The sequence below is a fragment of the Mucilaginibacter sp. cycad4 genome (assembly GCF_034263275.1).
Classification (GTDB): Bacteria; Bacteroidota; Bacteroidia; order Sphingobacteriales; family Sphingobacteriaceae; genus Mucilaginibacter.
The window spans coordinates 848,145-863,604 of record NZ_CP139559.1 but is presented as its reverse complement, the minus strand read 5'-3'; the positions used below and the strand labels follow the sequence as shown (position 1 = coordinate 863,604).

Here is a 15,460-nt window from a genome sequence, read left to right as displayed (position 1 = left end):
AGTTAAGTTTACATTAAGAAATCATTAATCACCATACAAGTTCGATTAAGGAAAATTAAGCCCAATTAATAAAAATTGTCATTTCGATTGAGCAGCGGGGGCCGGGTACCCGGGGCGAAAGAGAAATCTTCTACGTCAGAAACGACAATTTTGCAGAGTTCATAGCCCGGTGTAGAAGATTTCTCCTCACTCCGACAGCACAATCCCTCCTGTTCGTCGAAATGACATTTTTAAATCAGAACTCACATTAACTCTCAGAAGTAAAATTGTGCTGGCCTTTTAGCAGCTGACGAAGCTTTTTGATAGATTGATAAAGTGTGGTTTCAACGGTACGTACAGAAATACCCAAAACTTTAGCTATCTCATTTTTATCAAGGTTATCTATCCGGCTCATGAGCAGCACCTGCCTTTGGCTGGCAGGCAAGGTATCAATCAGGCTGAGTATTTTATTGTACGATTCGCGGCCCGAAAGAATTTTAAAAGGGTTATCCCTATCTTTCAACACATAACCCTGTAGGTCGATGTCTTCGATAGAATGTACAGGATCTTTCTTTTTCTGAATATAATTTAAGGCGAGGTTTTTTGCAGCCACAAACAGGTAGCTCTTTATATTGAGGATGGCTGTATCGCGGTTATCCCAAAGTTTAATAAAAAGATTTGCGATAATCTCTTCGGCAATGGTATAATCTTTAGTGTACACCGCGCACAGCTGGCATAAAGTTTTGTAATAACGATTAAAAAGTGTTTCAAGGGCAACGGGATCGCTTTGCTGTAAAAGCCCCATCAACGCTTCATCAGTAAGTGCAGGATACATGCCAAAGAGTTGTTTTGCCTCAAATGTAAGACTGCGATGTTAGGATAATGTTAAGAGAAGACAAAACAACAGAAATGGCTTTTAATATAATATAAAGCATCATTGTGAGGAACGGGATATAGCAGTTTTACTTAACCGTTTTTAAACAGCTTCTAAGAGGCTTTGGGGTAAGCAATGGGGCTCGAACCCACGACCCCAAGAACCACAACCCTTACAACTTTCGATACAAAGACAGGTTCAAATGTTTTGGTTGAGGAAAAGAAGGCGGACCGGCAGAATTCCAGCAATGGATCGAAAGCAAAAGTAACTGAACTTGTAAGGCAGTCCCGTTCAATTTTGTCATACACCCGGTTCCAGTTCATTTTTAGTTTAGCGCGCCCATTTGTATTCAATGTCCTTTATACCCAAGCAACAGGCCTTTATAAAGCTGCAATTCTCTTTTTATAGCCGCCTGCTGTTTAGCGGTAACCTTTACCACCTGGTAATACTTATCGCCCGAATATCTCAGGCTTACCTTTTTCGCGCCGGCAATTTTAACCAACATCGGAATATTCTCATCCGGAACGCTCATATCGCACCATTCCCAGATCGAACCATCCCCGCTGTCCCTTTTAAATTCCGGGGTCAACGTGGAGTTCTCCCCGTCTGCGTTGATGATCATTTCATTGATAAATAACCAATCATTGGAGACATACTGCGTAGCAAAGCGAAGCATCGGGCCTGAGCTATCGTTCATAATATAAATATAAAAACCATTGATATTGACGTACCGTGGCGAACTTTGATCAGCTATTTCTATATTGCCTGTAAACTTATCCGCTTTCCTGTATGCCTTCCGGTAAAGTTTTTTAAATGTCTGGGAGTCGATTTGGATGCCACTCAATGCATCCAGGATAGGTTTATAGGGGTTTTCCTCTTTCTTCGAACTTTCGGCAACGGTGGTATCATTCCTGGTCGTATCCGTTACTAAAGAATCAGCATACTTCACATCCCCCGGAGCATTATTATTGGCTATAAGCGCGCCTCCTATGATCACCATGACCACTACCAGCAGGGCAACGAAATAACCACCGTTATTGTTTTGAGGTTCGGCCTGGCTTACCGAAATGTCCTGCCTCCTGGTAGGGGCTGTTATTTCCTGTTCCGCGGACGGTGTAAGATAATCACTGCCGCAGTAGGGACATTTTAATTTCTTTGCTGCATCCTGCACCAACGGGGCGCCACAATTCGTACACTTGGATAAGTTTTCAAGTTCCATAAATAATTTACGAGACCAATGTAATAATTCAGGCTGAAATTCCGCTTGCACAGCAGTATTTTACAAAATCAGCGCATGCAAAAAATCTGCATCTTCAGCGCAATAACCTCTCAAAGCGATATACTATTTTCATGTTAGGATAATGTTAAGAGAAGGCAAAACAACAGAAATGGCTTTTAATATAATATAAAAGCGTCATTGCGAAGAACGAAGCAATCCCAATCTATACAGAGTGGATCTGCCAGCCGGGGCTTGCTTCGTTCTTCGCAATGACGCCTCTTTTTGTTCTCGGACAGCTTGTGTCTCCTCAGGGCCTCTCGTAGAGGACCCTGAGGTTCACCGCGTACTAAACAGAACAGCGAATCTGCATGGCGCATACATTAGAGTCCTCTATGAGAGACTCTGATGAGACGTTAATGACGCTTTTTTGTTTTTGAATAGCTGTATGACAGCTATTCCGGAAGCAACATTGTTACGCTATGCCAGGAAAAACACTTCTTTCAAAGATATACTTACCGGCGAATGATCGGCATTTGTATCCATAATATCGGCCATGTATGCCCACCATTTTTTCATAATAGGACTATCGGGCAAATGATCAAGGGCTTCCTGATCTTCAACATCCATCACACCAAAAAGCCAGTGCGTATCCTCATCTAAAAAGATGGAATAATTACTGATCCCAACATCCTTAAGCAAACTGCTTAACTCGGGCCAGATGACATTATGCCGCGCCCTGTATTCGGCGGCCCGGCCTTCGTGAAGTTTCATTTTAAATCCTACTCTTGCCATTATCAATGATATTTATTAAAAGTCTGTTAATTACTTTAGCTACAGCAATCAAAAGCTTTAGCTTTGTGCATTCTGCTTTTAGCTTTTATTTATGGTTTTGCCACATCCAATATAGGTTTATCAATTCCAGATAACTGATCTTGCTGCGGTTTTAACAATTCAAGCACCTCAACATCATTATACCCTTTCTTTAACCACTCAACCGGCAGGTATAAAGTTTGCTGCGGGCCAATGCCCCAGTACCTGCCAAGGTTATGGCCGTTTACCCATACCACACCCTTACCCCAGTTGCTCATATCAAGATAGGTATCGCCCAATTTATCCAGCTTAAAGCCGCCTTTCCTTATCATCGGCGATTGTTCATTTTGTTTCGCCCCGGAGAATTTAACAGCGTTTAAATCATGAAACGGCAGCGAATACATTTTCCAGTGTTGCAATTCCCTGCCATTTAAAAGCACTTGTTGGGTGATCCCTTTTTTGTTTTGCAAAAGATACTTACCAAAATTGATCCTGCCCAGGTTTTCTACCAAAATATCAAGCGTTACTTTACCTGCCGGGAGTTTTAAGTAAAGGCTATCCTGGTTAAGCCTGCGATCAAGCGTGCCTGCTTCTTTACCGTTGATCATGATCACTGCATAATCCCTAAGTTCTTTAAGCTTAAGCTGTCCGCTTTTGCTTCCGTTTAAAATGGTGCGGTATAGTACAAAACCATAATCCTGGTGCAAGTCTTCAAATGTAAGCGGCGTAATATTTTCTTTAGCTGCCGGTAAAGTATTTAATAAACTTACCGATTGTGTTAGTTTAACAGCTGGTATAGTAATTACCGGTTTAGCTGCCGGCACATCGGGCAATCGCATACCGGCAGGTAAATGCTTCTGAATCACCTGCCTGAACTGCATAAATTTCGGTGTAGCGTTACCCGCCTCATCTAACGGCGCATCATAATCATAACTGCTTGTCTGCGGCTCATAAGGCGAGGTATCTTTAAAATTAGCGCCATTCATAAACGCACGGGTTGTGCCGCCGTGAAACATGTACATATTGATAGAGATGCCAGCTGCCAGTACAGAATCAAGCCTGCCTGCATAACGTTCGGCCGGGATGGTGTGATGAGCAGTTCCCCACCAGTCGAACCAGGCCGGGTACCATTCGGCAATATAATACGGGCCTTTGCCGTCATGATTCTCATTGATGATCTTCTTTACTTTTGCAGGATTATCAAGGCCATTAACGGCGGGCAGCAATCCGGGCAAATGACCGTTCACCAGGTCGGGTGCCGGATCGCAGGTATATAGCAATCCGTCAAAACCGGCTTCTTTAAAAAACTTCTGATTAATGCCCAGGTATTCTTTATCGCTGCCGTACGAACCATATTCATTTTCGATTTGTACCATCAGGATATTACCGCCATGATTTATCTGCAGCGGGGCCAATTGCTTGCCAACCTCTTTAATATAGCTTTGATACTCCTTAAGATATTGAGCCTCTTTACTGCGTACCTCAAGGCCTTTTTCGTTCTGCAGCCAGTAAGGATATCCTCCAAATTCCCACTCTGCACATACGTACGGGCTTGGGCGAAGGATTACCCACAGGCCTTCCTGCTGGGCTATACGTACAAACTCCGCCACATCATTGTTACCGGTAAAATCAAACTTGCCTTTTTGCGGCTCGTGCAGGTTCCAGAACACATAAGTACCTATGGTATTTAAGCCCATGGCCTTAGCCATTTTCATGCGGGCTCGCCAGGCCTCACGCGGTACGCGGGGATAATGCATCTCCCCCGAAATCATCTGGAAAGGTTTCCCGTCAAGCAGGAAAGCCGCATCGCCTAATGCAAAGGTATGTTTGGGTGCCTGGCTGAAGCCGGTTATGCCCAGACTTAAAAATGTTAAAAAGGATATAATAGTTTTTTTCATTGTGGTGGCTATCGGTTCAACGCTTCCGCGCTTTTTTGTTTGTAATAGTTTTGAAGAATATAAAATGCTTTCTTTTTGTTGCCTTTGTCATCATAAAGGCCCTTGCGGTTCCAGCCTTCCTGGTAAAGGGGGTTATTGCGTTTTGGCGACCGGAAATCGGCCATTACCCATGGCGACAGCCCCACAAAATTTGCAGGCATCCGCTTAAACATGGCTACCTGCTCTTTAAAGTACCATTCCTGGTATTCTTCACTGAATCGGGTCAATGAGTCGGCATGAAAGCCGGTTTTAGCTTCGGCCCCTGTTTCACTGATAAACAACGGTTTGTTATAAGGTGTGCTCCAGTTTGTGGTGCGGCATTTATCGGGCAGGCCGCCATACCAGCCAAGGTATTCGTTAAAAGCAACAAGGTCAACAAACTCGCCCAGCGGGTCATCCACCACATTCAAATCTTTACCCGAACTGTAGTTTACCTCAAGCGCAGCCGATACCAGGCGGGTATTATCCAATTGTTTGGCTTTAATAATAAGGCTATGCATGAAATTGGTGCGGGTTGGGCTTACTGGTGTTTCGTTGCCTACCGACCAGATAATTATACTGGCGCGGTTATGATCGCGGGTGATCATTTCATTGAGCTGAACCTTTGCCTTTTCAAGCACCGCGGCATTGCCAAAATCAATCGTCCAGTAAACCGGGATCTCCGACCAAACCATAATACCCAGCGAATCGGCCAGGCGGGTCATTTTTTCATCATGAGGATAATGCGCCAGCCTTACCATATTGCAGCCAAGCTTATGCGCCTGATTTAGCAATTGTTCGGCATCCTGCTGGCTGTATGCTCTCCGTACATCCTGTGGTATTTCGCCGTGGATACAGATCCCCCGTAAAAATACAGGCTTGCCATTTAACAATAACTGCGGACCGTGGGCCTCAATGGTGCGGAACCCTATCCTATCTTCTGTTTTATCGGCACCGGAACTTATGATAACTTTATACAGCTTAGGCGTTTCTGGCGACCATAGCTGCACCTTTGGCAATTTAAAGCTCACCTGTGTGAGTGCTCCTGTGGTAGCAAATTGCTTACTAAACTTAAGCTCGGGTATTTGTACAGTGATATTTTGACCGGTTGGCGGAGTATCACTCAGTTTAACCCATCCGCTTACCTCCGGTTGCTTAGCGGGAGCTGTACCATTAACAGGCGTTTTAAGCTGGATCAAAAAATCACGGATATAGGTGGCCGGCACTTCAACCAGTTTTACATCGCGGGTAATACCGCCGTAGTTCCACCAGTCGGTATTAAGAGTGGGTACTTCATCGGCGTAGCGTTTATTATCAACCTTAACAACCAGCAAATTATCTTTATCCTTAAGCAGCCCCGCCGAAACCTCGAAGTTAAAGGGTGTAAAACCACCTTTGTGCATTCCAAGCTTTTTGCCGTTCAAATACACATCAGCACGATAATTTACAGCTCCAAAATAGATGTACTGCCTGCTGTTATCGGCATATTTTACATAGTCAAATGATTTTTTGTACCAGATAGTACCCTCGTAGTAAGTAAACTCGGGCTTTTGATGGTTCCAGTCGCCGGGTACGTCAATACTATATTTATCAATGTAACCGTGCTCCTTCTTCTCAGTTTTGTTAGCCGGGATGCCGCTATTCCAGTAAGCATCACCATTTTTTTCGTTAAGCTCCTTGTAGCGGTAATCATAAAACCCGGTTTCGTAGGGGTCAACAATGTACTGCCATTTGCCATTCAGATCAAGCGATTTACGGCTTTGGATATTGGTAATGAGGCTATCCTGTGCAGCAACTGTACCTGCAATGAACAGCAGGCAGCATAAGCTTATGAAATTTCTCATGTTATTTCTTAAAAACATCAAGGTTCCAGTTATCTACCCAGTTTATTTCGATGTCATCGCCCTTAAAGCTGATAGGCAGCCACAGGTAACGGCCATCAATAGCATCTTTAGGTGTCCATTTATCGGCTATAAAGATGAACGCATCTTTTTTACCGGCCACAGGCAATACATGGGTACTTTGACCGCCATAAGTGATTTGGCTATCCGGCCCCTGGCATGGATTACCGTGATAAGTCCACGGCCCCCAGATGGATTTTGCACTGAACCAACGGGCAGCATTGGGCGCCCAGCCGGTACAACCCGAACCTATCAGGTAATAAACTCCGTTGCGTTTAAATAAGGCAGGTGCTTCGGTTTGATGGCCGATGTATATGCGAATAAACTTGCCGGTGTGACCGGTATAATCGGGTGTAAGTTCTGCCAAATCAAGTGTATAATTCTCTTCGGATGAAAAAACATGGTAAGCTTTGCCGTCGTCATCAACAAAAACGGTCATGTCGCGGGCCATCTGGCCGCCTGGCAGGTCGCGGCAAAAAAACTTATCGGTTTCATGGGCCGGATTAATGCAGTTTATTTTATCTCCCCCGGGAGTAAGTGCCGGGTAAAACGGCATCTGCCCCGGATTTGGACGATAGCTTTTAACGAATTTATACGGGCCGGTCACCTTATCACTTACGGCAACTCCAGCACGGGCAGCGCTGTAGCCTTTGCCTAATAGCTCCAGGTGAAACCACATTACATATTTTTTGGTCTTTTTGTTATAGACAACTTTGGGCCTTTCTAAAATGCAGCCTTTTGCTATATCATTTGCGGTATCGGGTGAAACACTCAGCGAGATCCCCTCATCCTTCCAGTTATACAAATCTTTTGACGAATAGCAATGAACCCCAACCATTGCCCTGTTGCCGGCATCGCCGGCAATTTTATGTTCGCCAAACCAATAATAAACCCCATTATTATACAAAATGCCTCCACCATGGGCATTAATGTGTATCCCTTTGTCATCGGGCCAAATAGCGCCGGGGTTAAAACTGGTTAATTTAGTTTGCGCGCGTCCAATGACGCTTAACAGCAAAAAGGCCGGCAATAAAAAGCGATAATATTTCATATAAGATGTTTGTATTATTTTCTGATATCAAGTGCATGATCGGCCGGTGCATCCTGGCCGCTCCAGATTTTAACGGCAGTCCATGGTTCATCTGCATCGGCCCAAAACGGATCAGTTTCGGGCAAGCCTAACGGCACAAAAACTGTGGCGCAGAAATACAGGCTGCCGGTTGTTATGTAAAAATCGGCCAGGCCGGGCTGCTTGCCATATAAACCCATATTAAGCCAGCCATCAGCAGTAAAGGTTTGAGGTGCACCAAGCGTTTTTTTGATCATGGCGGTTAGCGCACATCTTACCTGTGCAGGTTTCAAACTTGCAGGCAGTTGTTTTTTGTAGGCCATATTAGCCAGGTGATGAAATGCACCGCCGCGGTAAACTATTGACCGCCCTATAACCGGGTAACTTCCATCGGCATTAATGAGTCGTTCGAGCACCTCGGCATAACGCTGACCAACGGCCAGTTCGCGCTGCTGCTCACGCGCGTAAGTTTTCTTTTTAGCATTAACCTCTTCCAATATGGTGCTCAGGTTGGGGTGGATCACGATGCTGTTATAATAATCAAGATGAAAGCTCATCCCATCCGAATATAAGCCGTCACCAACGTACCAATGCTCGGTAAATTCGCGGATGCCAAATTCAACCCTTACCGGGTCGTAACCCAAGTCGTACTTGCAAAAAAACGCTTCTATCATTCCCGAAAACAGGATCCAGTTTGAGTAAACCGGCACGGTTGCGCGGGTAGTCTTCATTACTTCAACCACCTGTTTTTTAATAGTTTCATCAAGATGTTCCCATAGCCAGGGGCTCCTTACCAATGCAAAAGCCACAAATGACGCATCAACCAATGGCTGACCACCGCTCCATTGCAGATAGTCTTTAGCCTGCGGATTAACCGCGTTTGCAATAGCTTTCAAAGCCCAGGCCCTGTATTGCTCACGAAGCTTTACTTCGGCAGGATCACCGCCCTCTAATTGTAACCATGGCGCTATGCCGCACAACGTACGTCCAAAAGCTTCGAGGTAACCCACTTTGATCCGGCTTTCCTTATTGTCGATCCTGTCGGATACCAGCATGGGCATTTTTTTTTTAAGCTGATCGGCTGCAAGGTTACTGATCACCGGTCGTGCTACTTTATCCATGTAGTTTAACCACAATTTCCTGTCAGATAACTTTGCTGTATTTTTTTTGCTTTGGGCAGACACACCAAAGGGCATCGCTATTAGTATAAAATAAACTATGAGCTTTTTCATCCGGACTATTTATTTGTTTATTACGCTTTGATTTAAGTTCCAAGCTGAAAGTATTATGTCGAAAGTTCCAAGTCTTCAGTCATTTTTTCTAAATACTTTTCTTAAGACTTTCAACTTGAGACTTAGGGTTTAAGACTTCCAATTTCAGGGTTTCCATTCCAATACCTGTACTTTGGTGGGCGCCATGTTGGCCTTACCCTCACCATCAACCTGTGTTACCTGCTGTACAAACAGGTTAAGAATCTTTTTATCCTTCCATAATTCGGTATCATAGGTTGGTTCCCATTCGCCTACAGATATGGTTGTCAAATCATTAACCCGCCAGTTCGCTGTTTTCAGATCGTTATTTATAGCCACAGAAACTTTATCGCCGCGCTCGGTATCCCTGAAAACAATCGCTGCTGATTGTTTTCCATTATTGTTCCAGGCTATTATTTGCGGACGTGATATCGGGATACGTTTTGTACCCGTTCCACCGAGGGTGAAAGCCGTTTTCCTGAAACCAAGATTGGCCAAATGCCAGTTATCACCGATTTTAAAAACAATATGATACTGCGGTATTGCTGAACTGCTATCGCGCCAATAGGTAGCAATAAAAGGATTGCCCTTATCATCGGCAAACATGGATGTTTGATTGATGAGCTCACTGCGCTGTGGTATTTTACAAGCATACTCTGCATTGGCAGCATTAATTGGAAGTGCATATTTTTCGCCGGTTGATTTTTCCCAGCTTCCCCCCCCGTCATTTGAACGGGCGTAGCACATATCATGATTACTTGCCACATCCGGGCTTTCACGCCATACCCATGAAATATGGATAATTCCTTTTTTATCAATGCACATTTGCCAGTAGGCATTGCGTTTGCCCTCGCCATCGATAAGGTTTTGCTGTACATTAACCCATTTTTGTGAGGTTATGCTATATCGGTTCATCACCAGATTACCATTGCCCGAACCACCATCGCGGTAAACAAATAACAGGTCGCCGCCCCGTAAACGATAAAATTCGGGATAGCTGACCCTGTTTTCGCCAACTCCCGTCATACTTTGCGGATCTGATAAAATAAGGCTGCCGGGCTTAATGCTTTTAGCATAATTTAAAGCCTGGTTATGGTGGCCCCAGGCAACATGCAAATAGCCGGCACCATCAACCATAATACTGATATCCTTATGGGCATCGGCTGCGTCAGCCTTATATTGTGTTGTGGCAACCTGCCAGTTGGCCGAGCTGCTTTTTCTTTTAGCCAACATCAATACCTGGTGGTTGTTATAATAGGCGGCATATTGTTCGCCCTTAAAGGTAACGAGCGAGTTTTTGCGGAATATAACCGTATTAACCGAGTTATTTGCCCATCCCAGGCCTATGGTATTGGTAGTTACCTTAGTGCTTTGCGCCATTGCAGGCGCAGCACCGCAAAACAGGATACATAGTAAAAGTTGGTATTTTAAACGGTATAGCTTCATAAAAAGTAAAAGTAAGGGCAATCAATATTGCCCTTACTTTTTATTTGTGTTTTAATTAATAACCCGGGTTTTGCTCCAGCACCGCATCTTTATTCAGCTGAATTTCAGACAGCGGGATTGGCAGCAATAAATTCTTAGCTGCGAGCCCGGTTGTAGGGTGCTGTACATCGCCCGAATTCAGGCGTAACGAACGTTCAACCAATGTTCCGGTACGCATCAGGGTTTGGCGTCGGTTTTCCTCACCGATAAGTTCTCTTGCGCGTTCATCTAACACAAAATTAAGTGTCATTTGATCAGCAGTTACCTGCGGTGCGTTGGCCCTTGTCCTTAATACATTGATCGATGCAGCAGCATCGGCGGTTTTGCCTTGTTTAAACTGTGCTTCGGCAAGCAGCAGGTAGGTTTCACCTAAACGCATCATGATAAAATCCTTGATCATGGCATAGCCAAACGTATCATTAGGGTCAAATGCACCCCATTTGGTTGTGCTCGGGCAGATTTTATATAAAGTATCCGGACCGGTAAATGGCACTACTTGCCCATATTTGGCATTTGTTGGATCGTTATAATAGTAACGCCTTTTAATACTGTATTGCGAGTTACGCATATCCCCGTTAGGATAAAGGCCATATAGTACCCAGTTACTTAATCTTAACCTTCCTATACTGCGTCCTCCTAATGTATCACATGGCAACAAACCTGCTATATTGTAGTAAGCAGCTCCCCAAACCCTGCGTTGCTGGGCATTATCTGTATTGCCACCAACTACAGAGCTTGGATTTTCCTGTTCCAGTACCCAAATAGCTTCAGAATTGCCCTGCGCGCGTCTTTCGTTACCATACACAAACATATCCGAATAATAATCACCTGCACCGCTTGCCCTTACACCATAACGGGCTTTGATCAGGCTAAATTTACCACTGCTAATAACGGCCTGTGCTTGTTGCTCGGCCAAATCATTTTTACCGGTACGCAGGTAAACCTCGGCCAAAAGCTGCATGGCCATATATTTATTAGCGCGACCAATTGGTTTACCCTGAACATTAAGTTTAACATTACCAGGACCATTTAAGTCAGACAGATTGGCACTGGCATATGTAAGATCGCTAATGATCAGGCTATTTACATCATCAAGGGACGCGCGTACAAAATTTGTTTTTGGTGTAGTAAGCGGAGTTGTGATCAGTGGCACTTTGCCAAACAGGGTTGCCAAATTATTATACGCATACGCCCTGAAAAACTTAGCCTCAGCTTCTACCTGTTTTTTACCAACTGCTCCTATTTTTGTTGTCGACGGATTTTCGGCATTATCAATTATAGCGTTGGCATTGTTGATTAGCGCATAGTATTTGCCCCAAATATAACTGGCGGCGCCATCTGTTGAGGTAAGCTGGGCATAGTTATAATAAGGGACTTCAATACCCTGCTGGTTGGCTGTAGCATTAGCCACGTCAGTGCCTACCTGCCAAACACTTGGCCAACCCTGGGCACTTGAATATGTTAAAATGGTGCTTTCGTAATTGTAGAGTCCAACTGCGGCAGCTTCAAAACCTAATGAATCGGTAAGTGTTAACGGAGTGTATGATGAGTATGGTTTTTCATCAAGGTATGATTTTTTGCAGGATGCAAATGCGGTAATAAGCACTGATATTGAAACCAATATGATCGAATACTTTTTCATGTGTTTATGTTTTATCAGTTTATTTTAATGAAATATTAGCGCCGAAAACAAAAGTGCGCGTTACAGGATAGTTATTGGTCCAATCGGATGCAAATGCTGATTGATTAAGCCCCGAATTTGAGGTACCCCTGGTATAAGAAGTTTGCTCAGGGTCCCAGCCTATCCATTTGGTAAAGGTGTGCAGGTTACGGCCGCTCGCATAAAATGTTAGGCCATTCAAATGCAGCTTATCAAGTATGTTCTGCCCTACCACGTAACTTAGTGTTACGTCCTTGATGCGGGTATAGCTCGCATCTCGCGGATAACCATAACCACGCGTATTGGTATATGCCAAAGATTGAAATGAATTATTGTTGTTAGTTGGTGTCCAATAGCCTATTTCGGCAGGAGTATTCCTTCTGCCCGATTCATCAGCATAATTTAAATCGGTGTTGTTGCGCATCATTCCCTGCGCTGTCTGGATAAATATACTCAGGTTAAACTGTTTATAGTGGAATGTATTGGTTATGCCACCAGTCCATTTTGGTGCGGTCTGGCCTTGTATTACGCGGTCACCATCGGCAGTAATTTTGCCATCGCCATTAATGTCGGCAAATTTTAGGTCGCCAGGCTTGGCTCCCGGATCCTGTTTGGAAGCATCCTCGCCTGTTTGCCAAACGCCGGTCATTTTGTAATCATAAATTACGCTTATAGGTTTGCCAATGAACCAGCGATTTCCCAAATCGTCTTTACCATCGCCATACAGATCTACAATTTTATTGCGATTTAGTGCGTAAACTATATTTGATTCCCAACGAAAATCTCTACCGGCGATGTTTCGTGTATTCAGGTTAACTTCTAAGCCTTTATTTGCTACTTTGCCTATGTTGTCCCAAACATTTGAATAACCTGTTATAAGCGGCAGACTCCTTTTTAACAATAATCCTGAAGTATGAGTACTGTATGCATCAACCGAACCGTTAATACGGCTTCCCAGCAAAGCAAAATCAACACCAATGTTAGCCCCTGTAGTTGTTTCCCAGTGGAGGTTACTGTTACCTAAATTACTCGCCTGTACACCAATGGTACTTACACCATTAAATGGAGACCGTACAGTTCCGTCGGTAGTAATGGTTTGATAAACGTTGATAGCTTCGTTACCGGTTTTACCATAGGAGCCCCTTAATTTTAAAGCGTTAATGAGTTTTGAGTTTTTAAGAAAGCTTTCCTGGTCAATGTTCCAGCCTAAAGCTGCTGACGGAAATACACCATACTTGGTTGTATTAGCCCCAAATACAGACGAACCGTCGCGGCGGGCGGTGACAGTAACCAAATATTTACCAGCATATGAGTAGTTTACACGTCCCATTTGCGAATTTAAGGCATACCTGTCCGAATATGAAGTTGCGGTTTGGGTAGCGCCTGCACCTAAATTATTGAATGAAAGTTCATCATTAACAAACCCTGTAGCAGCAGCAGTTGAGGTAAAATATCTGCGACGCTGAGCGCTGTACAAGCCGGTAAAATCAAAATGGTGCTTACCAATGTCTCTATTGTAATACAATAAGTTTTCGATGGTGTACGTATTTGTTTCAGAGCTGGAAGCGCTGGCTGCACCGAGTGGAGTATTTGCCAAACGCCCGCTATAGCTATCAAGCCTTGTTGGCAGGTAAGTATAACCCGCGTTTAAACGATACTTTAGTCCTTTTAAAACGCCGCCAAATTTCACCTCGGCATAACCATTACCATTAAGATTTACGCTACGGTTTATCTGATCGGTAGTCAGGCCTAATAATGGGTTAACATATAACTGCTCAGGCTTCATCGGATAAATAGCGTACGTACCATCGGCATTATATTCGTTACCATATGGGCTCATGGCAGTTGCATTTAACAGGTTTGCGCGCCCTCCATCATAATTATTATTGGCGAAATAGGATGACATGCCCACCGTTAAAAAGTTGGTTACATTGATATCAAGATTTGAACGGATGCTTACCCTGTTATACTGGTAGCCTTTTAATACACCTTTTTGTTTCAGATAATCACCTGATACATAGTATTTGGTATCAGGGCTACCGCCGGAGATGCTCAGGTTATGGTCCTGCATAACACCCGTTTGGGTAACTTCTTTTATCCAGTCAATGGTTTTACCGGCAGTATAGTTTGGTAGTTCGGTATAATTAGGTACGGGGCTGGTTTGTGTTTGCCCTGTTTGCGACATATAATCGGCATATTTTTGAATATATGAAGCGGGATCACGGGGCTCAAGCATATGGGCTATATTTTCAACGCCGGCATAAGCATTATAACGGATCACCGGTTTGCCTGTATTACCTCTTTTTGTGGTGATCAAGATTACACCATTTGAGCCGTTAGTACCGTAAATAGCGACCGCAGAAGCATCTTTAAGTACTTCCATCGAGGCAATGTCATTAGGATTGATATCGTTTAATGATCCCCCGCTTTTACTAAGCGGGATACCGTCAACAACTACGTACGGGCCTGTACCTGCATTGATTGAATTTTGGCCTCTCACACCGGCCAGTGGTTGAGCTCCGGGAACAGAAGAGGATGTTGTGATATTTACACCAGCTACGGCTCCTTCTAAAGCCTGTAATACGTTAGTTACCGGCAGTTGTGATAACCGCGCCTTAGGAACCGATACAACCGAACCCGTAACATCCGAACGTTTTTGCGTACCATAACCAACCACAACAACTTCATTAAGCTGCTTGTTACTATCGTCAAGTACTACGTTCAATGTGATAGTATTTTTAGTAACCACAATGCTTTTAGTAACCATGCTCACGAAAGAGATCCTTAGTGTGGAACCTTCGGCAACTTCAATTTTAAAAGCGCCGTTAACATCAGTTGTGGTTGACTGGGTTGTGCCCTGGATGTTTACCGTTGCTCCTGGCAACGCGCTACCTGTGGCATCTTTTACAACGCCTTTTACATTAATTTTTGTTTGCGCGTTTGCTATTTGAGTTATGCCCACCAGCAAGATCATCAAAAGCCATACGGAAAAACTGTTTAAATGAGTAAATCTATATTTCATAATTTAATTGGTTTATAGGGTTTATTTTATTTGAATTTTGGGGTTGCGTCCAGTGCTTACCCAGGGCGATTTAACACCACAGCGGATACACTCCAACTGTGCATTTTTGAAACTTTCATTGTATTAATTTTTAGTTTATGAATTGCCGGCAATAAAACATTGGTGCTGATTATTGCCTGTCGGTTGAAACGAAATAAGCGTAATTTGGCTTTGCGAGAGAGGGGTAAAACTATAAATTACAGGGGTCAAAATGTACAAAAACACGCCATTTTATC

At 43.9% G+C, this 15,460-nt stretch carries 10 protein-coding genes; all 10 read right to left on the bottom strand.

All coding sequences use genetic code 11. The features are described 5' to 3' along the window. Positions 1-247 precede the first annotated feature (247 nt). A complete protein-coding gene (locus SNE26_RS03610; RefSeq protein WP_321558007.1) occupies positions 248-814 on the bottom strand; it encodes a sigma-70 family RNA polymerase sigma factor in 567 nt (188 codons plus the stop codon). Positions 815-1,202: 388 nt separating this feature from the next. Beyond that, positions 1,203-2,072: a zinc ribbon domain-containing protein gene (locus SNE26_RS03605; protein ID WP_321558006.1), complete on the bottom strand. Its 870-nt coding sequence runs from the start codon at positions 2,070-2,072 to the stop codon at positions 1,203-1,205. A gap of 477 nt (positions 2,073-2,549) precedes the next feature. Beyond that, positions 2,550-2,864 carry an L-rhamnose mutarotase gene (gene rhaM, locus SNE26_RS03600; protein ID WP_321558005.1) on the bottom strand — a complete coding sequence of 105 codons (315 nt, stop codon included), beginning with the start codon at positions 2,862-2,864 and terminating at the stop codon, positions 2,550-2,552. Between the two features lie 89 nt (positions 2,865-2,953). Then, a complete protein-coding gene (locus SNE26_RS03595; protein WP_321558004.1) occupies positions 2,954-4,780 on the bottom strand; it encodes a beta-galactosidase family protein in 1,827 nt (608 codons plus the stop codon). A gap of 8 nt (positions 4,781-4,788) precedes the next feature. Then, positions 4,789-6,642, bottom strand: coding sequence for a glycoside hydrolase family 2 TIM barrel-domain containing protein (locus SNE26_RS03590; RefSeq protein WP_321558003.1), 1,854 nt, complete (start codon positions 6,640-6,642; stop codon positions 4,789-4,791). Between the two features lies 1 nt (position 6,643). Next, entirely contained in the window at positions 6,644-7,750 is a 1,107-nt protein-coding gene (locus tag SNE26_RS03585) for a glycoside hydrolase family 43 protein (RefSeq protein ID WP_321558002.1), read from the bottom strand. A gap of 14 nt (positions 7,751-7,764) precedes the next feature. Then, positions 7,765-9,000, bottom strand: a complete 1,236-nt coding sequence (locus SNE26_RS03580) for a DUF2264 domain-containing protein (protein WP_321558001.1) — start codon at positions 8,998-9,000, stop codon at positions 7,765-7,767. A gap of 144 nt (positions 9,001-9,144) precedes the next feature. Then, positions 9,145-10,464 carry a BNR repeat-containing protein gene (locus SNE26_RS03575; RefSeq protein WP_321558000.1) on the bottom strand — a complete coding sequence of 440 codons (1,320 nt, stop codon included), beginning with the start codon at positions 10,462-10,464 and terminating at the stop codon, positions 9,145-9,147. 55 nt (positions 10,465-10,519) lie between these two features. Then, positions 10,520-12,145 (bottom strand): RagB/SusD family nutrient uptake outer membrane protein, encoded by a 1,626-nt coding sequence (locus tag SNE26_RS03570; protein WP_321557999.1) that lies wholly within the window; start codon positions 12,143-12,145, stop codon positions 10,520-10,522. Between the two features lie 19 nt (positions 12,146-12,164). Further along, positions 12,165-15,185, bottom strand: coding sequence for a TonB-dependent receptor (locus SNE26_RS03565; protein ID WP_321557998.1), 3,021 nt, complete (start codon positions 15,183-15,185; stop codon positions 12,165-12,167). Positions 15,186-15,460: the final 275 nt, after the last annotated feature.

What these genes read in the sequence shown, in the direction of transcription:
- SNE26_RS03610 (WP_321558007.1), bottom strand. Translation starts at nt 814, where the DNA reads ATGTATCCTGCACTTACTGATGAAGCGTTGATGGGGCTTTTACAGCAA.
- SNE26_RS03605 (WP_321558006.1), bottom strand. Translation starts at nt 2,072, where the DNA reads ATGGAACTTGAAAACTTATCCAAGTGTACGAATTGTGGCGCCCCGTTG.
- rhaM (WP_321558005.1), bottom strand. Translation starts at nt 2,864, where the DNA reads ATGGCAAGAGTAGGATTTAAAATGAAACTTCACGAAGGCCGGGCCGCC.
- SNE26_RS03595 (WP_321558004.1), bottom strand. Translation starts at nt 4,780, where the DNA reads ATGAAAAAAACTATTATATCCTTTTTAACATTTTTAAGTCTGGGCATA.
- SNE26_RS03590 (WP_321558003.1), bottom strand. Translation starts at nt 6,642, where the DNA reads ATGAGAAATTTCATAAGCTTATGCTGCCTGCTGTTCATTGCAGGTACA.
- SNE26_RS03585 (WP_321558002.1), bottom strand. Translation starts at nt 7,750, where the DNA reads ATGAAATATTATCGCTTTTTATTGCCGGCCTTTTTGCTGTTAAGCGTC.
- SNE26_RS03580 (WP_321558001.1), bottom strand. Translation starts at nt 9,000, where the DNA reads ATGAAAAAGCTCATAGTTTATTTTATACTAATAGCGATGCCCTTTGGT.
- SNE26_RS03575 (WP_321558000.1), bottom strand. Translation starts at nt 10,464, where the DNA reads ATGAAGCTATACCGTTTAAAATACCAACTTTTACTATGTATCCTGTTT.
- SNE26_RS03570 (WP_321557999.1), bottom strand. Translation starts at nt 12,145, where the DNA reads ATGAAAAAGTATTCGATCATATTGGTTTCAATATCAGTGCTTATTACC.
- SNE26_RS03565 (WP_321557998.1), bottom strand. Translation starts at nt 15,185, where the DNA reads ATGAAATATAGATTTACTCATTTAAACAGTTTTTCCGTATGGCTTTTG.